This window comes from Candidatus Omnitrophota bacterium (genome assembly GCA_028716245.1).
Lineage (GTDB): Bacteria > Omnitrophota > Gorgyraeia > Gygaellales > Profunditerraquicolaceae > UBA6249.
Genome location: JAQUQW010000003.1, coordinates 28,820 through 54,598, shown reverse-complemented (window position 1 = coordinate 54,598; position 25,779 = coordinate 28,820). Strand labels below are relative to the sequence as shown.

Here is a 25,779-nt window from a genome sequence, read left to right as displayed (position 1 = left end):
TGTCGGCGCCAATACGGTTAAGAAAAAACCGTAAAGGCGCTTTTTTATTTACCCAAATTTTACACAGTTGATTATCCAGTTGTGTAGTATAAGAGGAATTAATCGAAACAGTTTCCGCTTCAACTTGGAAACTGTTTCGAAGCTAATCGGGAAATGGGGCTTAAGAGAAAGAACTATTTATGGGAGGTGAGATGATTAATCAAGCAGATACGTTATTCGTTTTGATGTCGGCGGCCTTTGTAATGTTGATGACCCCCGGCCTGGCTTTTTTCTACGGCGGCATGGTCAGGCGCAAGAATATCTTAAGTGTCTTAATGCAATGTTTTGTGGCCTTATGTTTATTATCTTTGCAATGGATACTTTTTGGTTACAGCCTTGCATTTGCCCCGGGCAACGGATTTTGGGGAGGGCTTAGTTGGTTTGGCTTAAACGGAGTGGGGGCGACTCCTTACGCGGGTTATTCCGCGACTATCCCGCATCAGGCATTTATGGTTTTTCAGATGATGTTTGCCGTGATTACTCCGGCTTTAATTATCGGCGCTTTTGCCGAGCGGATGAAGTTTTCGGCATTTTTAGTTTTCACTTTGCTCTGGGCAACATTTGTTTATGATCCTTTGTGCCACTGGGTTTGGGGAGTTGGCGGATGGCTCAGGAACCTGGGTGTCTTGGATTTTGCCGGAGGAATTGTCGTGCATACCAGCGCAGGCATCGCCGCTTTAGTTACGACGATTGTTATCGGTAAGCGAAAAAACCTGGAGCATACGCCATCGCCGCATAATCTTCCTTTTGTAGTTTTGGGGACTGCGCTTTTATGGTTTGGCTGGTATGGTTTTAATGCCGGAAGCGCTTTAGCGGTAAATGGAGTTGCCGTAAGCGCTTTTATTGCTACCAATACTGCCGCAGCAGCAGCGGGTTTAAGCTGGGCATTTTTGGAGTGGATCCGTAATGGCAAGCCCACGGTATTTGGAATCGTAACCGGTTCAATTGCAGGACTTGCTACTGTTACTCCTGCCTCAGGATTTGTCAGCCCGATTTCAGCCATTATTATCGGGATTGCCGCCAGCATAATTTGTTTTATCGCGGTTGCCGTAACCAAACCGCGGTTTGGTTATGATGATTCTTTGGATGCTTTTGGCGTGCATGGCGTCGGAGGGATACTTGGCACGCTTTTGACAGGGGTATTGGCTTCTAAGATAATTAACCCGGCCGGCGCAAATGGATTATTCTATGGTAATTCTAAACAGCTGCTGATACAATTAGTTGCGGTTGTGGTTGCGGTTAGTTACACTTTCTTTGCCACTTTCGTTATTTACAAACTGGTAGATGTCTTCTTTAGGATGCGGGTAAGCGAAAAGGATGAGCTGGTTGGCCTTGACCTTACCCAGCATCGTGAACGCGCATATACAATTTTAGAATAACACCCCGCGCTTATAAGGAATTGCGCGGGTGTGCCCTTGTGGGCAAGGAGGGATACATGAAATTAGTCATTGCGATAATTCAACCGTATAAATTAGAGGAAGTAAAAGAAGAGTTGTATAAAGCGCAGGTGAATTTGCTTACGGTAAGCGAGGTCCTAGGCCATGGCCGGCAGAAAGGCGTGACGGAAGTTTATCGGGGGGCCAGGGAAACCGGAAACCTTTTGCGTAAAATTCGTCTTGAAATTGCCGTAAATGATAATTATCTTGAGCCGACAATCAAAGCCATTGTTAAAGGGGCTAAGACCGGTGAAACCGGGGATGGCAAGATCTTTGTTTTGGATCTTAAGGAGTGTGTGCGTATAAGAACTGAAGAACGCGGGGCAATAGCTATTGGGTAAGAAAACAGGTTACCAGAAGCGCAAGTTTTTTACTTGTACTTAGAGAGAACAGGGGCGTTCTGGGACCTTAAAGAATGCCTCTTTTAATTTTTACTGATTGTGGTAGAATAAATTAACTATTTCATGCAACACCCCGCGCTTATAAGGAATTGCGCGGGTGTGCCCTTGTGGGCTAGGAGGAAGAAATGAGTATAAGACAGAAAGTTTTATTTAAAATTAAAAGTACCGAATTAGAGAAAATAGATTCTCCTAAAAAAGTTTCTTCTTATTTCGGTGTGAATACCTTCAGCACCGAGACCATGCAAAAGCATATTTCCAAAGGTACTTTTGAGGCATTCAAGACCTGGATGTCCGAAGGTAAAACCATAACTTTAGCGCAGGCAAATGAGATTGCTAACGCGATGAAAGACTGGGCAATGGCAAAAGGCGCTACTTATTATACGCACTGGTTTCAGCCGATGACCGGGCTTACCGCGGAAAAGCATGACAGTTTTATTTCGATAACCGCTCCGGGAAAAGTAATCGAAAAATTCTCGGGGAATAAATTAATCCAGGGTGAACCGGATGCCTCCAGTTTTCCATCAGGAGGAATCCGGGCAACCTTTGAAGCCAGAGGTTATACTGCTTGGGATCCTTCCAGCCCGGCATTTATTATTGAAAGCAAGCTCGGTAAGACTCTCTGTATTCCCACGATATTCATTTCTTACCATGGAGAAGCCCTGGATAAGAAGCTGCCGCTTTTACGTTCGGATGAAGCGTTAAACAATGCCGCTTTAGGCCTGATTAAACTTTTCGGCCATAAAGATGTAAAAAAGATATTTTCTACCTGCGGGCCGGAGCAGGAATATTTCCTGATCGATAAGAACTATTACAATTTACGCCAGGATTTGATCATGACCGGCCGGACCCTGGTTGGAGCGCCATCTCCTAAAGGCCAGCAGTTAGAGGATCAGTATTTCGGCACGATTAAAGAGCGGGTGGTTAATTTTATGTTTGAGGTGGCTGAAGAGGCTTATAAATTGGGTATACCGGTAATGACCCGGCACAATGAAGTTGCCCCGCATCAGTATGAATTTGCTCCGATATTTGAAGAATCAAATATTGCCGCCGATCACAATCAGTTGCTTATGGAATTGATGAAAAAAGTTGCTTTACGCCATGGCCTGGTTTGTTTATTGCATGAGAAACCTTTTGCCGGAATCAACGGCAGCGGCAAGCATTTAAACTGGTCGCTGGCAGATGATAAAGGCGATAATTTACTTAATCCGGGACAGACTCCGGAAGATAATTTACAATTTTTAGCCGTCCTAGCCGCGGTTTTAAGGGCGGTTTATCTGCACGCCGATTTATTGCGCGCTTCAGTTGCCCTTGCCGGCAACGAGCACCGCTTAGGCGCTAATGAAGCCCCTCCGGCGATTATTAGTGTATTCTTAGGGGAGCAGTTAACCTCTATTTTAAATATGATTGAAAAAGGGGTTAAGTCTAAAGTTTCTAAAGCTGATATTATTGATTTAGGCATAGCCCGCTTGCCTAAATTCAACAAGGACTCAACTGACCGTAACCGTACTTCGCCTTTTGCTTTTACCGGCGCAAAGTTTGAATTCCGTGCCGTCGGTTCATCGCAGAATATCTCCACACCCATTGCGGTAATCAATACCATCATTGCTGAAAGCCTTGATTATGTCGCTGAACAGATCAAGCGGGCCAAATCTACGGGAAAGGATTTTAATTCCGCGGTGTTAATGGTAATTTCCAAGATTGTTAAAGAAACCAAAGATATCCGCTTTGAAGGAAATAACTACGCGGAAGAATGGATTAAAGAAGCCAAGAAGCGAGGGTTACCGAATATCGCTTCAACTTATGAATCCCTGGAAGCTTTAACCAAAAAAGAGAATATTGCCCTTTTTGAGAAGTACAAAGTCTTCTCTAAAGAAGAGTTGATTGCCCGTTACCATATCTGGGTCCATATGTATAACTTGATTCTTGAAATCGAGGCCAATACCTTAAACGAAATGGTTAATGCTTCGGTAGTGCCGGCAGGCTATGAATATGAAAAATTGTTGGCGGCAAACCTGGACGCGTTGGTCAAGTTGCAGAAAGATGCCGGCTTAAAAGTAGATATCGCGGCATTAAAAGACAAAAAAGAACATTTGGCTGAAATAGTCGCTAAGATATATTATGTGCGCAGAAATGTTGGTGAAATGGTTAAGCTGCTTGAGGATGCTAGGAAGCTAAGCAATGAAAAACGCGCCAAGCTTTATTTTGATGAGCTTAAACCTTTGATGGAGCATATTCGAAAGCATGTTGACCAGCTGGAATGCGTAGTTTCCGATGATGCCTGGGATTTGCCTAAGTATCGCGAAATGCTGTTCATTAAATAGTGGCATAGTAGTATAAGATTATAGTAAGCACAGCGTAGTGCTTAAGACATAACAAAAAGAACATAGACGTTCATGCTGGCTAAAACTGTTTTTTGCCAAAATGAACGTCTTTTTTGTCAGTAGCGATGCATAAAATTTAGGCAGGATATGATTACCATACTTATTACCGAAGATGAAATTAAAACAAAAGAAGCCTTGGCTAAAATGCTAAAGCAGGAGGGATATACTTTATCCCCGGATACAAGCCAGGAAAACGTGATCCGCGTCGTGAAAAAGGATTGTATAAGGGACCTGGCTTTTATCAAAGATAGGGTGGTGGAATTAGAAAATTCATTGTTTATTGAGAAAAAAGGAGTATTATATAAATCCGTTTTAGAAGCAATCGAGAAACCTTTGCTCGAACAGACACTAGAGCGTTGTGAAGGCAACCAGCTTAAGGCCGCCCGCATCCTGGGGATTAACCGTAACACAATGCGCGTGAAAATAAACAAATTAGGTATTGATGTCTCAAGGTGGAAAACAAATTTATGAAACAGGTACATTTGCCAAAAAAGCAGGGTTTATACGATCCACGGTTTGAGCATGACTCATGTGGAGTGGGATTTGTTTGCAATATCAAAGGTAAAAAGAGTAATGATATTGTCAAGCAGGGCCTGGAGGTTTTACGCCGCCTGAGCCACCGCGGAGCAACCGGCGCAGATCCTAAAACCGGTGACGGAGCAGGCCTGCTTATTCAGTTTCCGCATGAATTTTTTTCTTCTGTATGCGAAAAAGAAAATATCCGTCTGCCTAAAGAAGGTGAATATGCCTCAGGGTTAGTATTTTTGCCTCAAGATACCAACGAGCGCAAATTCTGCAAAGAAACATTTGAAAAAGTCATTCATGATGAAGCTTTAGTATTTTTAGGCTGGCGCAGTGTGCCGGTAAATAATCAGGATATCGGTAAAACCGCCGTAGATACCCAGCCGCAAATTGAGCAGATTTTTATCGGGCGCGGTAAAAAAATAACCGATTGCCCGGCTTTTGAAAGGAAGCTTTATGTTATCCGCAAGCAGGTTGAAAATATTATCCGCGCTTCCAGAATAAAACAAAAAACTTTTTTCTATATTCCCAGCTTATCCAGCCGCACCTTTATCTATAAAGGCCTGCTTATGCCGCATCAGGTGGAAAACTTCTTTTTGGATTTGAGTTCCCAGGAGATTAAAAGCGCTTTAGCCATGGTGCATTCACGTTACTCCACCAACACTTTTCCTACCTGGGACCTGTCTCAGCCGTTTAGGTTTATCGCCCATAACGGAGAGATCAACACCTTAAGAGGTAATATTAACTGGATGCGCGCCCGCCAAGATTTTTTAAAGAGCGAATTGTTTGGCCAAGACCTAAAGAAAATATTCCCGGTAATTGTGCCCGGCGGTAGTGACTCGGCGACCATTGATAATGTTTTTGAGCTCCTAACCTTGTCCGGGAGAAGCCTGACGCAGTCAATCTCGATGCTTATACCGGCTGCCTGGGAGCAGAATAATCTGCTTGCCCAAGAGGTAAGGGCTTTCCATAAATATCATACCTGCCTTATCGAACCTTGGGATGGCCCGGCAGCCATGGTTTTTACTGATGGTGTGTCTATCGGAGCGGTCCTTGATCGTAACGGATTGCGGCCGTGCCGCTATATTGTGACCAAAGATGATTTTGTGGTGATGGCTTCTGAGGTCGGAGTTCTGGATATTGAGCCTTCCGCTATTCTGCATTCAGGACGGCTTGAGCCGGGCAAGACATTTTTTATCGATACAAAAGCCGGATGTATAATTGAAGACAGCCAGATAAAAAAAGAGCTCAGCGAAGATAAGCCATATGAGCAATGGGTTAAGAAAAATATACTAGAACTAGATAAAAATAGGGACAGCGCCCATTTTTTCTTGAATAAAGAGGTGAAGAAAAAAATGGTCGCTGTCCCTATTTTAACCCAGCTAAAGGCTTTTGGTTATACCCGCGAAGATCTGAAAATGCTTATTAAGCCAATGGCTGAAAATGCTCAAGAGCCGGTGGGCTCGATGGGTAATGATACTCCGCATGCCGTGCTTTCAGCTAAGCCGCAACTTTTGTTTTCTTACTTCAAACAATTATTTGCCCAGGTAACTAACCCTCCGATTGATCCGATCCGTGAGGAACTGGTAATGAGCCTGGCTAGTTATTTAGGCCCGGAAAAGAATATTTTAAGCGATGGCGAGGATCACTGCCATAAATTATTAGTGGCCCGACCGGTCTTAAGCGATATCGAGATTAAGAAGATTCGCAGAATAAGAAAGAACGGTTTTAAAACCAAAACCATTTCATTGCTTTTTAAGGTAGGCGGCAAAACAGACTTTTCTAAAGCGCTTAAGAAAATATTTCAGGAAGCAGAAGAAGCGATAAAAAAAGGCTATACTTTTATTATTTTAAGCGACCGCGGAGTGAATAAAAATTATGCCGGCATTCCCAGCCTCCTGGCGGTTTCAGCACTGCACCATTATCTGGTGCGGCATTCTTTGCGGACGCAGATCAGCATTATTCTAGAGAGTGCCGAGCCCCGCGAGGTAAACCATTTTGCCCTGCTTTTTGCCTACGGAGTTGATTGCGTTAATCCCTATCTTGTTTTTAAGCTCCTGGAGGAGATGGCAAAAGAAAAAGAACTCAATCTTGGTTTTGAAAAGGCCAAGCATAATTATATAAAAGCCATCGACAAGGGGATCTTGAAGGTTCTCTCCAAAATGGGTATATCGACCTTACAGAGCTACCGGGGGGCCCAGATTTTTGAAGCAGTGGGATTAAGCCAAAACGTGATTGATGAATATTTTACCGGTACCGTTTCCAGGATTAATGGTGTATCTTTAGACGTAATTGTTAAAGAAACTATCCTGCGCCATAAGGAGGCTTTTGCCGTAAGGAGCCAAGGTGAAAATCATCTGGCTTCAGGCGGCCTTTATCAGTGGAGGCGCGACGGAGAATTTCATCTCTGGAACCCGGATAGCATCGCCGCTTTGCAGGACGCGGTGCGCAATAATGATCTTAAAAAATATCAGGAGTTTACTAATTTTATCAATGATCAGTCAAAAAATCCGACTACCTTAAGGAGTTTACTTAAATTTAAAACACAAAAATCTATACCATTAGATCAGGTTGAGCCGGTTGAAGAAATTGTAAAAAGGTTTGCTACCGGGGCGATGAGTTTTGGCTCAATCAGCCGCGCCACGCATGAAACGATTGCTATCGCCATGAATAGGTTAGGCGCAAGGTCCAATACCGGAGAGGGCGGCGAAGACCCCGCGCGTTTTGTTCCGTTGCCCAACGGAGATTCTGCCAGAAGCGCGATAAAGCAGGTTGCCTCCGGGCGTTTCGGCGTAACCACAAATTATTTAGTTAATGCCGATGAAATCCAAATAAAAATGGCCCAAGGCGCAAAACCCGGCGAAGGCGGGCAGCTTCCCGGGCATAAGGTAAGCGCGATAATCGCCAAGACCCGTTATACTACCCCCGGAGTTACTTTAATTTCCCCTCCTCCGCACCATGATATTTATTCAATCGAAGATTTAGCGCAGCTTATTTTTGATTTAAAAAACGCGAATCCTAAAGCGCGTATCAGCGTAAAGCTGGTTTCTGAAATCGGCGTAGGCACAGTCGCAGCCGGCGTAGCCAAGGGGCATGCCGATATGATCCTTATTTCCGGCCAGGACGGAGGTACCGGAGCCTCTCCTTTAAGTTCAATTAAACACGCCGGCCTCCCCTGGGAGTTGGGGCTTTCAGAAACGCACCAGACTTTAGTCTTAAATGATTTAAGGAGCAGGGTACGCCTGCAGACTGACGGGCAGATGCGCACCGGACGCGATGTGGCCATTGCCGCGTTACTTGGCGCTGAAGAATTCGGCTTCTGCACCGCGGTGTTAATCGTCTTGGGCTGCGTGATGCTGCGCCATTGTAATTTAAATAATTGTTCGGTCGGGATCGCTACCCAGGATGAGGTTTTGGAGAAAAGATTTACCGGCAGGCCGGAATATATCATCAATTATTTTACCTTTATTGCCAATGAACTGCGCCAGATCATGAGTTCTCTGGGCATAAAAAAATTAGAAGAGATGGTCGGCAGGGTGGATCTGCTGGAATTAAATCAGGGGATTTTACCCTGGAAGGCAAAAGAAATCGATTTTTCTAAAATTCTTTATAAACCTCAGGTGCCAGAATCAGTAATTACGCATTATTGTAAGCAGCAGGATCACGGCATTGATAAGATCCTGGATTTAAGGCTGATTGAGTTATCCAATCCGGCATTAATAGAAGCTAAAAACGTTGAAATAAATCAAAAGATTGAAAACATAAACCGCGCCACCGGGGCAATGTTAAGCGGAGAGGTCTGCAAGAGGTTTGGCGAAAGCGGGCTGCCCGAAGATACGATTAAATGTAATTTTAGAGGGGTAGCCGGCCAAAGTTTCGGGGCTTTTTTGGCCAAAGGGATTACTTTTACTCTTGAAGGCATGGCTAATGATTATGTGGGTAAAGGGATATCCGGAGGTAAAATTATAATTTACCCGGATAAGTCAGTTGAATATAAACCGGAAGAAAATATTATTATCGGCAATACTACTTTTTACGGGGCAATTAACGGGGAGGCATATATCCGGGGGGTTGCCGGAGAGAGGTTCTGTATCCGCAATTCCGGGTTAAATGCGGTTATTGAGGGTTTGGGAGACCATGGCTGTGAATATATGACTGGAGGAAGGGTGGTTGTGCTGGGCAAATGCGGCAGGAATTTCGGGGCAGGGATGTCCGGAGGGATTGCTTATTGCCTGGATGAAAGAAACGATTTTAAGAAAAGATGCAATTTGGAAATGGTGGCTTTAGAGAAAATAGACGCCCAAGACGCCGAGACGATCAAAAAGTTGCTTTTTAATCACCACAAATACACGCAAAGCCCCAGAGCAAAAGAGATCCTCGATGATTTTCATAAGTACACCAATCTTTTTATCAAAGTCATGCCTTTAGAGTACAAACGCATATTGGAAGAGAAAGAGGCGGTTAAGAAGGCTGACCTGGGAGAATATACTGATGGGTGATCCAAAAGGATTCTTAAAAGTTAAAAGACAGCCCGGGACCTACCGTCCGGTTTGCGAAAGAATAAAAGATTTCGCCGAGGTTAATTTATTGCGGACTGAATTTCAAAGCAAGGAGCAGGCATCGCGCTGTATGGATTGCGGCACGCCTTTTTGCCACTCTGGCTGCCCCATCGGTAATTATATACCGGAATGGAATGACCTTCTTTTCCATGGCCAGTGGGAAAAAGCCTTTAGTTTACTTAAGGCCACTAATAATCTTCCCGAGATCACCGGAAGGATTTGTCCGGCGCTTTGCGAATATGCCTGTGTTTTGGGGATTAATGATGACCCGGTAACTATCCGGGAAAACGAGTTGAGTATTATCGAGTATGCCTTTAAGAATGGTTTAATCCAGCCGCGAATTTTAAAAAAGAGAACCGGGAAAAAAATAGCCATAGTCGGTTCCGGGCCAGCCGGCCTGGCTTGCGCCGACCAGCTAAATTCTGCCGGGCATAATGTTGTGGTTTTTGAAAGAGATGATGCTCTTGGAGGAATCTTACGTTATGGTATTCCTGAGTTTAAGCTGGAGAAGAAAATAATCGATCGCCGGATAAAGATTCTGCAAAAGGAAGGGATAAAATTTAAGACTTCTTCAAATATAGGGGTTGATTATAAAATTAAGAAACTGGTGGATGAGTTTGATGTGGTTTGTATTGCCTGCGGGTCACGGCAGCCGCGGGACCTGAATATCGAGGGCAGGAATCTTTTCGGAATCAATTTTGCCATGGATTACCTGATCCAGTCCAATAAGAGGATTAAGGGAGAAAAAATTCCAGCTGACCAGTTAATTGACGCTAAAAATAAACGCGTAGTGGTTGTCGGAGGCGGGGATACCGGCGCGGATTGCGTAGGAGTGGCGCATCGTCAAGGCGCATCCTGCGTTATGCAGATCGAGATTATGCCTAAACCAGCCTCCTGCCGCACTAAAGATTACCCTTGGCCAAAGTATCCTTTATTGCTTAAATCTTCGACCAGCCATGAAGAGGGAGGCAATAGGGATTGGTCGATATTAACCAAAAAATTTACCGGCTCAAGCGGAAAAGTTAAAAAACTTTCCTGCGTAAGGGTGGAGTTTAAAAAAGATGCTGCGGGGTGTCCGGTTATGCAGGAGCTAAAGGGTTCAGAGTTTGAAATTGAAACGGACCTGGTAATTTTGGCTTTGGGTTTCTTGCATCCTGAGAAAAAAGGAATAATTGAAGAGCTTAAATTGGATTTAGACCAAAAGGGAAATGTAAAAACAGGCGATAATTTTATGACTTCCAAGAAAGGCGTGTTTGCCTGTGGAGATATGCGCCGCGGCCAATCCCTGATTGTCTGGGCAATTGCCGAAGGCAGGCGCTCTGCCCACCATATCGACAAATACCTTATGGGCGGTTCAATCCTGCCGATGCTTTAAGGAGAAAATTTTGTATTTATTAGAGTTTTTAATCATATTTCCGTTATTCATATCCGTAATCCTGCTTTTATTAAAAGGGGAAAGATTGCGGGCTGGTCTAGTAAAGATATCCGCCTTGGCCATTTCTTCAGCGGTCATTGTCCTGCTCATCAGTACTTTTCATCAAAGTATCCAATATTTTAAGGCCGAGTCCCATCTGGTTGATAAAATCATGTTTTTTACGGAATGGGCTTTGGCAGGTTATATTTTATATTTAGGGATAAAATTCAAACGCGCCTGGGTAACCCTGCTTATTTTACTCCAAGCAGCCTTAATGTTTTATTTTGAGTATTCCTGCGGGGCAAAGGTTATTTCAGAAAATAATTTATTCATCGATAAATTTTCGATTATCATGTCCCTGGTAGTAGGTATTATCGGCAGTCTAATCTGTATTTATTCTACCGGATATATGGAGGATTTTCACCGTGACTATCATAAGGAGATAAAAGATAGGCGTAATTTCTTTTTCTTTGCTGTTTTTGTATTTCTTTCGGCGATGTTCGGGGTGATTTTTTCCAACAATCTTCTCTGGCTTTATTTTTTCTGGGAGATTACTACGATTTGTTCCTTCCTGCTGATCGGGTATAAGCGGACGCAGGAGTCAAGGAACAATGCCTTCCGGGCTTTGGAATTTAATCTTTTAGGAGGGCTGGCATTTTTGGCGGCAATCATTATTTTTTACAGGACAACCGGGAGTATTGAGTTGAGCAAAGTAATGTTATTGGGTAAGGCCTGGGCTTTGATTCCGGTGATGTTGATTTGTTTTGCCGGCCTGACTAAATCCGCGCAGCTGCCTTTTTCTTCGTGGTTATTGGGAGCAATGGTTGCGCCAACTCCGGTATCGGCGCTCCTGCATTCCAGCACCATGGTTAAAGCAGGGGTATATATCATTTTGAGATTTGCCGCGGTTTTACAAGGAACAATGGCCGGTTTTGCTCTGGCATTAATCGGGGGAATAACTTTTCTGGTTGCTTCGTTTGCGGCTGTTTCACAGAGCGATGCCAAGAAGATTTTGGCTTATTCTACTATTGCCAACCTAGGGCTGATTGTTTTATGCGCCGGCATCGGAACATATGAAGCGATGTGGGCGGCAATCCTGCTTATAATATTTCACGCTACTGCCAAGTGCCTTTTGTTCCTTTGTGTCGGTACGGTGGAGCATAAGATCCACAGCCGTAATATTGAAAACATGTCCGGGCTAATTATTACTCTGCCCAAGCTCTCGATTATGCTCCAGATTGGCATGGCCGGTATGTTTTTGGCCCCCTTTGGCATGTTAATCAGCAAATGGGCAGCGCTTAAAGCGCTGGTAGATTACAATCCTTTGCTTGCCATATTTGTAGTTTTCGGAAGTTCGGTAACGCTTTTTTTCTGGGTAAAATGGATGGGTAAGCTCATCATCGTTGCCGAACCTAAAGATGAAATTGAGCAGGGGATCAGCAAGAGCCAGTGGTTTCCGTTGGGAGCCCTATCGGTATTAACGCTGAGTGTTTGCGGGTTTTTTCCGGTGGTTTCCTCGGTTTTAATTGAGCCGTATTGCCTTGAAATTTATGCCCGCACGATTACCATGAGCCAGGGGAATATCGTGATTATGTCGATCATGCTGGCGATGGTTATGCTTTTTCCTTTGAGTTTTATTAATTACGGTAAGCGGGTTAAAGTCGTGGATGCCTATTTGGGCGGGGCAAATATCAATAATAACGTTGAGTTTCGCGGCTCATCTGGGAGAGTTAGGAGTATGTCGATGTATAATTATTATCTGGGAGATTATTTTAACGAAACAAAACTACTTAAATTCGGAATAATCATCAGTATTATTTTAGTCATTGCCATGTTGGGTCTATCGTTATTATGAATATATTCCTGAATATTTTATTATATTTGATCCTGGCTCCTTTAACCGGAGGGCTTCTGGCTGGATTAGACCGCAAGATTACCGCGCGGATGCAGTCCAGGATCGGGCCGCCGATCTTACAGCCGTTTTTTGATGTTTTAAAATTAATCCAGAAAGAGAACCTGGTAGTAAGGAGATCCCAGAATTTCTACATCGGGTTTTTTCTAGTCTTAGTCGTTTTCACCGGCGCCCTGTTTTTTACCGGAAAAGATATATTGCTGGTGATCTTTGCTTTTACACTAGCGGCCATATTTTTTGTCTTAGCCGGATTTAAGGCCAGCTCCCCGTACAGCTTTATCGGAGCCCACAGAGAATTATTGCAGATGATGGCTTATGAGCCGATCATTATTTTAAGCGCCGTGGGTATGTATATGGTTACGCGCAGTTTTTATGTTTCCGATATCGTTTCCTTCGCCCGTCCGTTGATTTATTACCTGCCGGGAATCTTGTTTGGTTTATTGTATATCCTGGCGATGAAATTCAGGAAATCACCCTTTGACCTGTCTACTTCGCACCATGCGCATCAGGAACTGGTTAAAGGGATTACGACGGAGTTCTCCGGAAAGGCTCTGGCGATGATTGAGTTAGCGCATTGGTATGAAAATATGCTGGTTTTAGGTTTTATTTATTTGTTCTTCGCCCATCTGCCGATTGCCGGAGTGCTTTTGAGTTTATTGGCCTATTTTCTGGTTATCCTTATTGATAATACTTTTGCCAGAGTAAAATGGCAGCTGGCTTTATTAAGCTGCTGGCTGGTAACTTTAATTTTTGGTTTTGGGAATATTTTAGTTTTGTTTATTTTACCCAAATAAAATGTCATATTTAAAAAAATCTCCCTGGGTTATTCATTATGATGCCTCAAGTTGTAATGGCTGCGATATCGAGGTATTGGCTTGCCTTACTCCGGTCTATGACTTGGAGCGTTTTGGGATAATCAATACCGGCAATCCCAAGCATGCCGATATTTTTCTGGTTACCGGCTCAGTGAACGAGCAGAATAAAGAAGTAATCCAGAATATTTATCATCAGATGCCTGAACCAAAAGTGGTTTTGGCTTTGGGTATTTGCGCTACCTCCGGAGGAGTATTTAGGGAATGTTATAATGTTTCCGGGGGAGTGGATAAGATTATTCCCGTGGATATTTATGTGCCGGGATGCGCGGTGAGGCCGGAGGCAATTATTGACGGGGTGGTTAGGGGGCTTGCGATCCTGGAAGAAAAACATAAAAAGTTCCAGGAAATCAGCGCAGGTAATGGGGAACTGGTTATTACCGAAGCTGCTATTGAAGACGCGCAGGAAATACTGGATTTACAAAAATTAGCTTATCAAAGCGAAGCTGAGATCTATAATGATTTTAGCCTTTCTCCGCTAACCCAGACCCTTGAGGAGTTAAGGGGGGATTTTAAAAATAAGGTTTTTTTAAAAAGTGTGATGCATGACAGGATTGTCGGTTCGGTGCGCGCTTATCTGGAAGAAGGTACTTGCCATATCAGAAGGTTGATCGTGCATCCAACTTATCAGAATTACGGCCTGGGCAGAAAACTGATGCGCAGGATTGAGGCCAAATTTGGGCAGGCCAAAAGGTTTGAGACATTTACCGGGCATAAGAGCAGGCGTAATATTTATTTTCACCAGAGATTAGGGTATAAAATATTCAAGCGGGAGCAGGTTTCGCAATTACGTGACAGGGTATTCATGGAAAAATTGGTTAAGAAAGAATAAAGATGATCGAAGAGCAGAAATTAATTAATATCGAGATTAAGGATTTGTTAAGCCAGGCCGTAGATTTTTGTAAATCCGGCCACCGCTTGGTGCAGATCGGGGCTACCAAGCTACCGGAGTGCCTGGAGATAAACTACTCTTTTGATAAGGGGTATCATTTTACCAATGTTAAGATCAAACTTGTGGATTTAAATATTGAGGTTCCCAGTATAAGCAGTATTTACTGGTGCGCTTTTTTATATGAAAACGAAATTCATGATTTATTCGGCGTAAAATTTAAGGACATCGCCTTAGACTATAAAGGTAATTTTTACCGTACTTCTATAAAGAGAGGGTTCAATCCGCAAAATGAACAGCCCTAAGAGGACAATTATACCTTTTGGCCCGCAGCACCCGGTGTTGCCTGAACCGATCCACTTGGATCTGGTGGTTGAGGATGAAAAGGTAATCGAGGCGATTCCTTCGCTGGGATTTATCCATCGCGGGCTTGAGAGGTTAGTAGAGAAGAGGGATTTCATCGATTTTGTTTATGTTGCCGAAAGGATTTGCGGCATCTGCAGTTTTATCCACGGCCTGACATATTGCATTGCGATTGAAGAGATCATGCAGATAGAGGTGCCTAAGCGGGCCAATTACTTGCGCGTAATTTGGTCGGAGTTATCGCGGATCCACAGCCATCTTTTATGGCTGGGATTAATGGCCGATGGTTTTGGTTTTGAAGCCCTGTTTATGCACACCTGGAGATTGAGAGAAAAGATCCTGGATATTATCGAAGAGACTACCGGAGGCAGAGTGATCTTTGGTTCAGCCAAAATCGGCGGAGTAAGAAAAGATATCTCTCCGGAAAAATTAGCAGAGATAACGGCAAAATTAGAAAATTACGCCAAAGAAATCAGAGAGATTACCAATGTTTTTATAAATGACAGTTCAGTTAAACACCGTTTAGTGGGGGTCGGCGTATTAAGCAAGGAAGATGCCTATATTTTAGGGGCAGTCGGTCCGACACTGAGGGCCAGCGGGGTCAGTTTAGATACGCGTAAATTAGGTTATGCTGTTTATAAAGAAATTGATTTTGAGCCGATCACCGAGACAGCCGGGGATAGTTATAGCCGCTGCCGGGTAAGGATACGGGAAATTTTTCAATCTATCGACATGATTAAGCAGGCAGTTGGAAAAATCCAACCTGGGGATATTGAAGTTAAAGTGACCGGCACGCCAAACGGTGAATTTTTTGCCCGCACTGAACAGCCGCGGGGCGAGGTAATTTATTACGCCAAGGCGGACGGTTCGCGGTTGCTCCAGCGCCTAAGGGTGCGCACTCCCACATTTGCCAATGTGCCGGCGATGGTTAAATTATTGCCGGGATGCCAGCTGGCGGATGTGCCGATTTTAGTTTTGACCATTGATCCCTGTATAAGTTGTACGGAGCGATAAGAATGAAGATATTCGTGATGGCCAAAAAGGTTTTAAAGAGTTTGTGCGCCAAGCCGGCAACCTTTCGCTATCCTTTTGTGCCTAAAACTTACTATAAGAATACGCGCGGCAGCATTACCATAGATATAAATAAGTGTATCTATTGCGGTATGTGCCAGAGGAAATGCCCTGCCCAGGCAATTACCGTAACCAAGGCGGATAAGCAATGGAAGATTGATCGCTTGCGTTGCGTTTCCTGCGGCTATTGCCCGGAGATCTGTCCGGTAAAATGTTTATCGATGAAGAACACCTATTCTGCCTCTACTCAAATCCGGGAGGAGGAGGTTTTTAGGCGTGCATGAGTATCATCTTGTTGAGAAGATTATCCGGGACGCTTTAACTCAAGGCAAAGGAAAAGAAGTCTTGGAAATTATTTTGTCGGTTAGTGATTCCAGCGGTTTGGATCCGGATGCCATCAAACTTTATTTTGATGAGATTAGAGAAAAAGATAGCCGGCTTAAAGATGTCGAATTATCCGTTCACCCGGTAGAGACAAAATTATATTGTCCTAAATGTAATTTGGATTTTGAACGCATAAATAAAAGTTTTCTCTGCCCCAAATGTGCCGGGGGAGGCCAGCGTTCTGCGGCAAACCGGCAAATACATATCGAAAAAGTGGTATTTAAATCTTAGTTGTGCTATATTATCTCCAATAACGATTATTTTCTATCCTTATTTTAGTAAACAGGAGGATTTTCATCATGAATATCTGGGGATTAATCAAAGTCGGCGGTTTTACCATGATCATACTTTTGGCTGCATCGGTTTTGTCGGTTGCCATTATCCTGGAAAGAATTATTTTTTATCGCCTGAAATCCAGGTTAAAACGCAAAGATTTCATGCTCAAGATCCGCCAAGAGATTAAAAAAGGAAGCCTGAATTCGGCGGTTAAAATATGTAAAGACAGCCCGGCTCCTTTTGCCCAGGTAGTTTATGCGGGCTTAAGTTTTTTTGACTGCAGCGAGAAAGAGGCCTCCAATAATATGGAGCGCCAGGTCATTATTGAGACCACGATACTTGAACGTTTTACCGCTATAATCGGCACTATCGGCAGCGTCGCTGTCTATATCGGGTTATTCGGGACAGTTTTAGGCATTATCCGGGCTTTTCACGATATCTCCGCCAGCGGCTCAGGAGGAATAAGCGTGGTCATCAGCGGGATATCCGAAGCCCTGGCTTGTACTGCCGCCGGCCTCTGCGTGGCTGTGCCCGCAGTGGTTGCCTACAATTATTTTATGAAAAAAATCGATGATTTTATCAAAGATATGGAATTAGCCGCTTCTGAAACCATGGATTTGGTGAGCGCGATAAAAAAATGAGGCCTCCTGCCAGAAAACAAAAACTGATCGCCGAAATAAATATTACTCCGTTTACGGATGTGATCTTGGTGCTTTTGATCATATTCATGATTACTACTCCACTCATCCTGCAATCGAATATCCGGGTTAGTTTGCCCAGTTCGGCGACGGGAAGCCCGATGCAGGAGAACCGGCAGATCAGTATTACGGTGACCAATGAAGGGTTGATCTATCTGGATAATAAACTTACCTCCCGCAAAAGCCTTAAGGCAGAAGTTTCCAGGATCCATCGGGATAATCCCGGCTTAGAGGTAATTTTGTTTTCGGATAAAATGGTCAGGTTCAAGGATATAGTCAATCTGTTGGATATCTTTAATGAACTGGGTATACAGAACTTAAATATCGCCACTAGAACTGAATAAAGAGTAATTGACAAACCTCGATTTTATGTTATCATAATATGAACTTACAGAGGTGTTAGCAGTAGTTAGGAAAATGAAGACGTCCTAAATCCGATAGTGGATAGCAGACGTCAATTTTTTTATCAGTAGTTTATGCGTAAAGAAAATTTTTATAAAGGGGTAAAAACTGTGGGCTTTGTCACTTTTATCCCATTTATGCTGGCAGTCGGCCCGCTTTCAGGTTACTTTGTGGGGGATTTTATACAAAAGAAATTTAACCTGTCTCCCCATGTAGTTTTATTGAGTGTTGCCATTGGTTTTATAGCCGGAGTAATGGAGATGATCAGGATTTTAAAAATGGTAGCCAGGATGAATAAGAAATGAGCCAGAATATCGCCGCCCCAGAGCTGCCGGATATTTTTGCCGTATTAGCCGAGAAGTTTCCGGCAAATCCGTTATTTAAATTTATTCATCTCTGGGAGCATGTCAGTTATTCCCTGGTTATTGTTTTGGTGTTGGGTATCCTGGCTTATTTTGCTTCCAGAAAGAATAATTTGATTCCCGGACGCCTTCAAAACTGCGCTGAGGTGGTTGTGGGAGGGCTGAATGATTTTATTTGCGGGATCCTGGGGCCTAAGGGCAGAAAATATACTCCTTTTATCGGCACACTCTTTGTTTATATACTTTTTATGAATCTTTCCGGGCTTATTCCGTTTGTAAAAGCCTCCACCGCCAGCTGGTCCACGACGCTGGCCTTGTCACTGTGCGTATTTTTTTATGTGCAATATACCGCGGTAAAAGAGATGGGCTTTCTAGGGTATGTGGACCACTTGGCCGGCAAGCCGCGGGGCGTATTGGCCTTTACGGTTATTTTGCCGTTATTTATGTTTTTTTTGCACATTATTACCGAGCTTATTCGCCCGTTAAGCTTATCTCTGCGTCTGCGGGGAAATATTTGGGGGGATGAGGTTTTAATCGGTTTGCTTTCCGGTTTTGGCATTAAAGGATTTCCGATTTTATTTTTTAATATGTCGATGGCGGTATTAACCGCAATTGTTCAGGCAGTAGTTTTTACTTTGTTAACGACAATATATTTTGCACTGGTATTAATTCACGAAGAAGAAACTGTATAATAAAAGGAGGATGAAATGGATTTTAAAGCAGCTTTAGATTTAGGCGTTCCTTTGTCGCTGGGCTTAGCAGCATTAGGTTCAGCGCTCGGTTTAGGTATAGCGGTAGCTGCGGCATTGGGGGCGATCGGTAGGCAGCCGGAGGCAACCAATAAGATCATGATGAATATGATTATCGGTTGCGCTTTTATCGAAGCAATTACCATTTATGTCTTGGTTTTTGCTTTTATGTACGCCGGAAAATAATCGGAAAGGAATAGTCAGGTGGAATTATTGAAGATGCTCAGCGCAAATGAGATTTTTGCCCAAATTTTAAGTTTTTTTCTGCTGTTATTTCTGCTCAAGCATTTTGCCTGGAAGAAAATCCTTGGTCTCCTGGACCAGCGCAGGGAAAAAATTAGCTCTGAGCTTGGTGAGATAGAGAATTCTAAGCTTGAGATTGCCAAGCTTAAGTCTGATTATGAGGCTAAGATTTCTTTAATTGCCGATCAAGCGCAGGCAAAGATTAAGGAGGCCATTGAAGAAGGTAAGGAGATAAATTCCCAAATGCGCAAGAAGGCTTATGAGGAGGCGCAGGACATTATTACCGATGCGCGCAATCAGGTAAAATACGAGGTCTCTAAGGTTCAGGAACAGCTCAAGGATAAGATTGTGGATATTGCCCTGGGCGCTGCTAAAAGCGTAATCCAGGAGAGGCTCACTGAAGACGGTGACCGCAAAATAGTGGAAAATTTTATTAAAGAAATTGAGAAAGTGGAATGATCAAAGATAAAGCAGTGGTCAGCAGGTATGCCGAAGCTTTCTTAAGTTTTGCTAAGGCCAATTGCGGAACAGATAAAGCCCTGGAGGATCTGGTAATTGTAAAGAATATTATCCGCGATAATCCGGGGTTTGGCCAGTTGCTGGATAATCCGGAGATCTCTTACCTTGAGAAGTGCCTGATTATCGATGGAGTAATCAAGGACGGTGTTGCTGATGAGATGCGTAATTTATTAAAGCTCCTTCTTGAAAAAAAACGTTTCAATATCTTCTTGGATGTTGCCGAGTACTTACGTGCAAAATACAGCCATCAAGGGCAGGTTGATGTGCTGCTTAAGACTGCTTTCCCGTTGGATCTGGATCTGATTAGAAGAATAGAGGCGGCTTTAAAGAAAAAATTTAAACAGGACCTAAGATTTTATATAAATTTAGACGGCAGTTTGTTAGGAGGAGTCCAGATAATTATCGGTAATACTATTATTGACGGTTCGGTAAAAAAACGCCTCGAGGGCCTAAGAGAGAGGCTTACTACAGTAAGGATGGATTGATATGGTTTTAAAACCGGAAGAGGTTACTTCAATAATTAAGAAGGAGTTAGAAAAATATAAGACGCGCCTGCGTACCGAGTCTATCGGCACAGTTATCCAGGTGGGGGATACCATCGCGCGTATTTACGGTTTGGATGATGTAATGATGGGAGAATTGGTCCAGTTTTCCGATAATATCATGGGGATGGTTTTAAACTTGGAGGAGGATAGCGTCGGGGTAGTAATTTTTGGCACGGACAACCCGGATAAAAATATCCGCGAAGGGGATATTGTCAAACGTACAGGTAAGATTGTGCAGGTTCCTGTAGGTGAAGCTTTGGTTGGCAGGGTAGTCAATGCCTTAGGCCGGCCAATCGACGGTAAAGGCCAGGTCAATACGCAATCGGCGCGGCCGCTGGAATCCTCTGCCCCTAATGTGGTCCAGAGGCAGCCGGTAAAAGAACCATTGCAGACCGGGATAAAGGCTATTGATACGATGACCCCTATCGGCCGTGGCCAGCGCGAGTTGATTATCGGAGACCGCCAAACCGGAAAAACCGCCATTGCCATCGATACGATTATTAATCAAAAAGGCAAGGATGTTTATTGTATTTATTGCGCGATCGGCCAAAAGTTATCCAGTGTGGTGGCGGTAAGTGAAGTACTTAAAAAACACGGGGCAATGGATTACACTACGATTGTCAGCGCTTCCAGCCGGGCTTCGGCAAGCCTGCAGTATCTTGCTCCTTACGCGGCCACCGCTATGGCCGAAGAATTTATGTATGCCGGAAAGCACGTCCTGGTAATTTACGATGACTTATCCAAACACGCCCAGGCTTACCGGCAGTTATCTTTACTTTTAAGGAGGCCTCCGGGAAGAGAAGCTTATCCGGGCGATATCTTCTATTTACATTCGCGGCTGCTTGAGCGAGCCGCAAAATTAAACGATCAACTGGGGGCAGGCTCAATAACGGCGATTCCAATTATTGAAACTCAGGCCGGAGATATTTCAAGTTATATCCCCACCAACGTAATTTCGATTACTGACGGACAGATCTATCTGGAAAGCGATCTATTTTATGCCGGTGTGCGGCCCGCGGTAAATGTGGGATTATCGGTTTCCCGCGTGGGAGGCAAGGCACAGAGCAAGGCGATGCGCCAGGTGGCTTCAAAACTCCGGTTGGATCTTGCGCAGTACCGGGAACTGGTAACCTTTACGCAATTCGGCACGGATCTGGATAAAACTACGCGCGCTCAGCTAACCCGCGGCGAAAGGATGGTGGAGGTATTAAAGCAAGTGCAGTATGAGCCTTTGGCAACAGCAAAACAGATAATTATTATTTACGCCGGCACCAACGGGTATTTGGATGACCTGCCTCTTGTCGCGGTTAAGAGGTTTGAGAGCCAGCTTTATAAATTTATCGAGCAGAAATATCCGGAAATTCAAGCGGAGATTACTTCAAAGAATGAATTGGATTTAAACCTGAAAAACAAGTTGGATAATTTAATTGCTGATTTTAAAAAAGAATTTTTGATTAAACCTTAAAAAATTATGCCGCAGCCCATAAAGCAGATAAAAAATCGTATTCGCAGTGTTGAGAATACTAAAAAAGTAACCGGGGCCATGCAGATGATTTCGGTTGCCAAGCTTAACCGTATCGAGGACCTGTTATTCGCTTTAAGGCCTTATGCCTTGAGGCTGGAAAATCTTATGCATAACCTGGCTGGTTTATCATCGGGGGATCCGGCGGGCTATTTTAAAAAATCTTTTGGCTCAGGCGATATCGCCCTCTGCGTGGTTGCTTCCGACAACGGCTTATGCGGAGCATATAATCAAAATATCATTCGCGCTGTGGAAGGATTCTTGGATAAAAATGGTACAGATAAGGTGAAACTAATTTTGATTGGCCAGAAGGGCTTAAGCTATTTTAGGGCCAGGCCGGTAAAAATTATAAATTCATATGTAGGCTTAAACGCGAAATTTACACAAAGTACTTGTGATAAGATTGCTACGGAACTTATGCAATTGTTCTTAAGCGGCCAGGTTGGTTCGGTTTATTTGGCTTATACCTATTTTGAAAATTCCATCGTGCAGAAGGCAAATATCGAGCGCCTCCTGCCTATTGAATCAAAAGAAGGAAAACCGGCTGAATATATCGTCGAGCCGGATTTAGAAAGTATACTGGAGGATTTAGTCCCGCAATACCTTTTGGTTAAAATGCGCCTTGTTTTTTTAGAGGCTTTTACTTCCGAGCACGCCGCCCGGACTATATCCATGAAAACCGCAACTGATAACGCCAAAGAACTCTTAGAGGGGTTGCTGCTTTTGAGGAATAAGGTCAGGCAGGCGGGAATTACCCAGGATATTTTAGAGATCACTTCATCATCTGAAGCGTTGAAAGGATAAAATTATGGCAGAGGGGCAGATTATTCAGATTATCGGGCCAAGCGTGGATATTCGTTTTCCGGAGGGCCAGGGGCCGCAGCTTTTGAACGCGATTAAAGTCCAGGAGGAAGGAATTAACCTTACTCTGGAGGTTGCTCAGGATATCGGCAACAGCACCGTGCGTTGCATTGCTTTGGGGTCTACAGACGGTTTAGTGCGCGGTATGAAAGCAAATGATACCGGCAGCCCGATTACCGTGCCCATAGGCAAACAGACTTTAGGCCGGATATTTAATCTTTTGGGTGAACCGATTGACGGTAAGGGTAAATTAGAGCATCCGGAAATAAGAAATCCTATACATAGGGATTCGCCAAATTTTGAGGAACAGCTGCCCATTGAGAATATTTTGGAAACAGGATTAAAAGTGCTTGACCTTTTGGCGCCTATTCCTAAAGGGGGAAAAGTAGGATTATTCGGCGGGGCAGGAGTAGGCAAAACAGTTATTGTTATGGAATTAATCCGGACCATTGCTGCGGAGCACGGGGGTGTTTCGGTTTTTGCCGGAATTGGCGAACGCACCAGGGAAGGAAACGAGTTATGGCTTGAGCTAAATGAATCCGGGGTAGTTAAAAACAGCGCCCTGGTTTTTGGCCAGATGAATGAGCCGCCGGGAGCGCGCCTGCGTATCGGTTTATCCGCTTTGACCATGGCAGAGTATTTTCGCGACCAGGAGAGAAAAGACGTGCTCTTATTTATTGATAATGTCTACCGTTATATCCAGGCAGGCTCGGAAGTTTCTACCTTGCTTGGGCGTATGCCTTCGGCAGTAGGTTATCAGCCGAATCTTTCAACGGAAGTGGCCCAGCTTGAGGAAAGGATTGCCTCCACCCGCAACGGTTCGATTACTTCTATCCAGGCAGTATATGTTCCGGCGGATGATTTGACTGATCCTGCCCCGGCTGCCGTATTTTCACATCTTGACGCTAAAATTGTCCTGTCGCGCCAAATTTCCGAGTTGGGCATATACCCTGCGGTTGATCCGCTGGATTCTACCTCGCGGATTATGGACCCGCGCCTCCTGGGCGACGATCATTATAACACCGCATTAGCCGTGCAGAAGGTCCTGCAGCGTTATAAAGACCTGCGCGATATTATTTCAATCCTGGGAGTCGATGAATTATCGGATGAGGATAAATTAACCGTGCAGCGGGCGCGTAAAGTGCAAAGATTTTTTTCCCAGCCGTTTTTTGTGGCGGAGAACTTTACCGGGATGAAGGGAAAATATGTGAAGCTTGAGGATACGATTAAAGGGGTTAAGATGATTATCGACGGCTCGCTTGACCATTTGCATGAGCAGGCATTTTATATGGTGGGCACAATCGAAGAAGCGATAGAGAAAAATAAACAGCTGCTTAATAATAAATAGGATATGGCTAATATTTTTCAGATCGGTATTTATTCCAGCGATAAGACAATATATGAAGGAGAGGCGGTTTCTCTGGTGGCTCCTTCGGAATCAGGTTATCTTGGCATTTTAGCGTTTCATGCCCCGGTGATTGCCAAGCTCAAACCCGGGGTAATTACTTTTAAGGATAGCACCGGCCTAACCAAGGCTATAGAAACAAAACAAACCGGGTATCTTGAGGTCCTGCAGAACAAAGCCACGATTCTTCTTAAGTAAGATGTGTATAATAAAAATATGGAATTTTTAAATAGATTTAAGCTTTTCCGCAATAATCAACTCCTAGCAAAATTTATATTTTTTTACCGGAAACGGATCCTCGTATTATTTTTATTGGGTCTTTTTTCTTCCAGCCTCGCGCTGATCACGCCGTATCTTTCCAAGTTGTTTATCGACAAGGCGTTTATCGCCAGAAACTTTGACAAATTCCTGAACCTGTCTATTGTGGGAGCGGCGATATTCATATTCACTATATCGGTTAAGGCCGCCGAAGATATCATAAAAAACAAAATAGCCATAAAGTTAAAGCTCGATTTAGCCGGCCGGTTTATCAGAAAATTCTATTCCCTGGATTTAAGTTTTTTTCAATCCCAATCCGTAGGCGAAAATGTTTACAGGCTTTCCGATGTAGAGAACGTTGCCAACTTTATCCTCGAACAGTTCCCGCGCCTCTTGGTGGATATTTTCAAGTTATTCATTATTCTGGGGATTTCGTTTTGGATTAATGCCCGGATGACTGTGTTTTTGCTTATTCTAAGCCCTCTCTTTATCCTGCATAGTGTCTACCTGCAGAAAAAACTCAGGCCCATTTATCAAGAGCTCTGGAAATACAGCGCTTTAGTTTCCAAAAAGGTTTATGAAGCTTTTTCCAGGGTTTTGATTATTAAGGCATTCGGCTTGGAGTCATATCAAAGGCGGAGTTATTTAAGATCTTGGATTGAGAATATCCGCTGGAGGATAAAAAGTTTTCGCTGGACCACAATCAATTCTTTGAGTTCGTCTTTTTTAACCAAGGCGATCTACGGGGCAATCACTCTTTATGGCGGGTGGTTGATAATTAAAGGAAGAATGACGCTGGGCAGCTATACCGCGGTTATGCTGTATCTTACTCAGTTAGGAGGGTTACTGGGGTCTCTGAGCAACAATTTCGCTTTTCTTACGCAGGAAGCGGTCTCCCTGAATAACTTCTTTGAGATTATGAATACCCGGCCTTTGATAAAAAGCGCGCCAGAAGCAAAAACATTACCCGCCATAAAAGGAGAAATTCTGTTTAAAGATGTGCGTTTTGGGTATAATGGAAAACCCGTTATCAATGAGCTTAATTTTAAGATCCCTGCTTGTTCATGGACCGGGATAGTCGGACCTTCGGGATGCGGCAAAACCACGCTGATTAATCTGATCCTGCGGTTATACGATCCTGACGCGGGCCGGATATGCTTGGATGGTTTGGACTTGAGAGAAATAGAATTAAAATCCTTAAGAGAAAGAATAGCTGTCGCTACTCAACAGCCGTTTTTATTTGATGTTTCCATAAAAGAAAATATAAGGTATGGTTTTAAAAATATTAAAGAAGAATTGATAATCGAGGCGGCCAAAATTGCCTGTGTTCACGATTTTATCAGTCAATTGCCTCAGGGTTATCATACTTTGATCGGCGAGGATGCCTGCCGCCTCTCACAAGGGCTTAAACAGCGGATTTCTATCGCCCGGGCGATATTAAAAAATCCCCATTTGCTTATTCTTGATGAAGCCACTTCTTCCGTGGATTCTTTTACCGAAGAGCGGCTATTCAAGGCTTTGAGGCAAAAGAGGCAGGGTTTAAGTACCCTAGTTATTTCTCACCGGCTGTTTTCGATAAAAGACGCGGATAGGATATATTTTTTAAGAGGGGATGGAAAAATAGAAGCAGGCGTCCATGACCAGCTTTTATCCGAAAGCCAGGCTTACCGGGATTTTTTTCATAATCAGTAATTTA

Annotated in this window: 25 protein-coding genes and 1 pseudogene; all 26 read left to right on the top strand. The window is 43.8% G+C overall.

Annotated elements, in window-relative coordinates; all coding sequences use genetic code 11:
• The first annotated feature begins 191 nt into the window (after positions 1-191).
• The 26 genes and pseudogenes from PHG87_06345 (at position 192) to PHG87_06220 (ending at position 25,775) form a co-directional block, all read left to right on the top strand.
• Positions 192-1,418 (top strand): ammonium transporter, encoded by a 1,227-nt coding sequence (locus PHG87_06345; protein MDD5477795.1) that lies wholly within the window; start codon positions 192-194, stop codon positions 1,416-1,418.
• A 56-nt stretch (positions 1,419-1,474) separates the two neighbouring features.
• Positions 1,475-1,816 (top strand): P-II family nitrogen regulator, encoded by a 342-nt coding sequence (locus PHG87_06340; GenBank protein MDD5477794.1) that lies wholly within the window; start codon positions 1,475-1,477, stop codon positions 1,814-1,816.
• A 185-nt stretch (positions 1,817-2,001) separates the two neighbouring features.
• Positions 2,002-4,197, top strand: coding sequence for a glutamine synthetase III (locus PHG87_06335; GenBank protein ID MDD5477793.1), 2,196 nt, complete (start codon positions 2,002-2,004; stop codon positions 4,195-4,197).
• 147 nt (positions 4,198-4,344) lie between these two features.
• A complete protein-coding gene (locus PHG87_06330) occupies positions 4,345-4,728 on the top strand; it encodes a helix-turn-helix domain-containing protein (protein MDD5477792.1) in 384 nt (127 codons plus the stop codon).
• Entirely contained in the window at positions 4,725-9,278 is a 4,554-nt protein-coding gene (gene gltB, locus PHG87_06325; protein MDD5477791.1) for a glutamate synthase large subunit, read from the top strand. Before PHG87_06330 ends, gltB begins: the two co-directional genes overlap by 4 nt.
• Complete coding sequence (locus PHG87_06320) at positions 9,271-10,713, top strand: glutamate synthase subunit beta (GenBank protein MDD5477790.1); 1,443 nt, start codon at positions 9,271-9,273, stop codon at positions 10,711-10,713. The genes gltB and PHG87_06320 overlap by 8 nt, the downstream gene beginning before the upstream one ends.
• Before the next feature lie 10 nt (positions 10,714-10,723).
• Positions 10,724-12,607, top strand: coding sequence for a proton-conducting transporter membrane subunit (locus tag PHG87_06315; GenBank protein ID MDD5477789.1), 1,884 nt, complete (start codon positions 10,724-10,726; stop codon positions 12,605-12,607).
• Positions 12,604-13,458 (top strand): NADH-quinone oxidoreductase subunit H, encoded by an 855-nt coding sequence (locus PHG87_06310; GenBank protein MDD5477788.1) that lies wholly within the window; start codon positions 12,604-12,606, stop codon positions 13,456-13,458. The genes PHG87_06315 and PHG87_06310 overlap by 4 nt, the downstream gene beginning before the upstream one ends.
• 1 nt (position 13,459) lies before the next feature.
• Positions 13,460-13,873 (top strand): annotated as a pseudogene (locus PHG87_06305) (NADH-quinone oxidoreductase subunit B family protein).
• Entirely contained in the window at positions 13,853-14,368 is a 516-nt protein-coding gene (locus PHG87_06300; GenBank protein MDD5477787.1) for a GNAT family N-acetyltransferase, read from the top strand. The pseudogene PHG87_06305 and the gene PHG87_06300 overlap by 21 nt, the downstream one beginning before the upstream one ends.
• 2 nt (positions 14,369-14,370) lie before the next feature.
• The gene (locus PHG87_06295) at positions 14,371-14,730 is read left to right on the top strand and encodes an NADH-quinone oxidoreductase subunit C (protein MDD5477786.1); all 360 of its coding nucleotides are present in this window, start codon (positions 14,371-14,373) and stop codon (positions 14,728-14,730) included.
• Positions 14,717-15,802: a nickel-dependent hydrogenase large subunit gene (locus PHG87_06290; protein ID MDD5477785.1), complete on the top strand. Its 1,086-nt coding sequence runs from the start codon at positions 14,717-14,719 to the stop codon at positions 15,800-15,802. Before PHG87_06295 ends, PHG87_06290 begins: the two co-directional genes overlap by 14 nt.
• 2 nt (positions 15,803-15,804) lie before the next feature.
• Positions 15,805-16,143, top strand: a complete 339-nt coding sequence (locus PHG87_06285; GenBank protein MDD5477784.1) for a 4Fe-4S dicluster domain-containing protein — start codon at positions 15,805-15,807, stop codon at positions 16,141-16,143.
• The gene (locus tag PHG87_06280) at positions 16,136-16,474 is read left to right on the top strand and encodes a hydrogenase maturation nickel metallochaperone HypA (protein ID MDD5477783.1); all 339 of its coding nucleotides are present in this window, start codon (positions 16,136-16,138) and stop codon (positions 16,472-16,474) included. The genes PHG87_06285 and PHG87_06280 overlap by 8 nt, the downstream gene beginning before the upstream one ends.
• 68 nt (positions 16,475-16,542) lie before the next feature.
• Positions 16,543-17,160 (top strand): MotA/TolQ/ExbB proton channel family protein, encoded by a 618-nt coding sequence (locus PHG87_06275; protein ID MDD5477782.1) that lies wholly within the window; start codon positions 16,543-16,545, stop codon positions 17,158-17,160.
• Positions 17,157-17,561, top strand: a complete 405-nt coding sequence (locus PHG87_06270; GenBank protein MDD5477781.1) for a biopolymer transporter ExbD — start codon at positions 17,157-17,159, stop codon at positions 17,559-17,561. The genes PHG87_06275 and PHG87_06270 overlap by 4 nt, the downstream gene beginning before the upstream one ends.
• A gap of 132 nt (positions 17,562-17,693) precedes the next feature.
• The gene (locus PHG87_06265) at positions 17,694-17,924 is read left to right on the top strand and encodes an AtpZ/AtpI family protein (protein MDD5477780.1); all 231 of its coding nucleotides are present in this window, start codon (positions 17,694-17,696) and stop codon (positions 17,922-17,924) included.
• Positions 17,921-18,673 (top strand): F0F1 ATP synthase subunit A, encoded by a 753-nt coding sequence (atpB, locus tag PHG87_06260; protein MDD5477779.1) that lies wholly within the window; start codon positions 17,921-17,923, stop codon positions 18,671-18,673. Before PHG87_06265 ends, atpB begins: the two co-directional genes overlap by 4 nt.
• A gap of 15 nt (positions 18,674-18,688) precedes the next feature.
• Positions 18,689-18,916, top strand: a complete 228-nt coding sequence (locus PHG87_06255) for an ATP synthase F0 subunit C (GenBank protein ID MDD5477778.1) — start codon at positions 18,689-18,691, stop codon at positions 18,914-18,916.
• A gap of 18 nt (positions 18,917-18,934) precedes the next feature.
• Entirely contained in the window at positions 18,935-19,432 is a 498-nt protein-coding gene (gene atpF / locus PHG87_06250; protein ID MDD5477777.1) for a F0F1 ATP synthase subunit B, read from the top strand.
• Positions 19,429-19,977, top strand: coding sequence for an ATP synthase F1 subunit delta (atpH, locus tag PHG87_06245; GenBank protein ID MDD5477776.1), 549 nt, complete (start codon positions 19,429-19,431; stop codon positions 19,975-19,977). Before atpF ends, atpH begins: the two co-directional genes overlap by 4 nt.
• 1 nt (position 19,978) lies before the next feature.
• Positions 19,979-21,502, top strand: coding sequence for a F0F1 ATP synthase subunit alpha (gene atpA / locus PHG87_06240; protein ID MDD5477775.1), 1,524 nt, complete (start codon positions 19,979-19,981; stop codon positions 21,500-21,502).
• Positions 21,503-21,508: 6 nt separating this feature from the next.
• Positions 21,509-22,363 (top strand): ATP synthase F1 subunit gamma, encoded by an 855-nt coding sequence (gene atpG / locus PHG87_06235; GenBank protein ID MDD5477774.1) that lies wholly within the window; start codon positions 21,509-21,511, stop codon positions 22,361-22,363.
• A 4-nt stretch (positions 22,364-22,367) separates the two neighbouring features.
• The gene (gene atpD, locus PHG87_06230; GenBank protein MDD5477773.1) at positions 22,368-23,768 is read left to right on the top strand and encodes a F0F1 ATP synthase subunit beta; all 1,401 of its coding nucleotides are present in this window, start codon (positions 22,368-22,370) and stop codon (positions 23,766-23,768) included.
• Positions 23,769-23,771: 3 nt separating this feature from the next.
• Positions 23,772-24,023, top strand: coding sequence for a F0F1 ATP synthase subunit epsilon (locus PHG87_06225; protein MDD5477772.1), 252 nt, complete (start codon positions 23,772-23,774; stop codon positions 24,021-24,023).
• 18 nt (positions 24,024-24,041) lie between these two features.
• The gene (locus PHG87_06220; GenBank protein ID MDD5477771.1) at positions 24,042-25,775 is read left to right on the top strand and encodes an ABC transporter ATP-binding protein; all 1,734 of its coding nucleotides are present in this window, start codon (positions 24,042-24,044) and stop codon (positions 25,773-25,775) included.
• Positions 25,776-25,779: the final 4 nt, after the last annotated feature.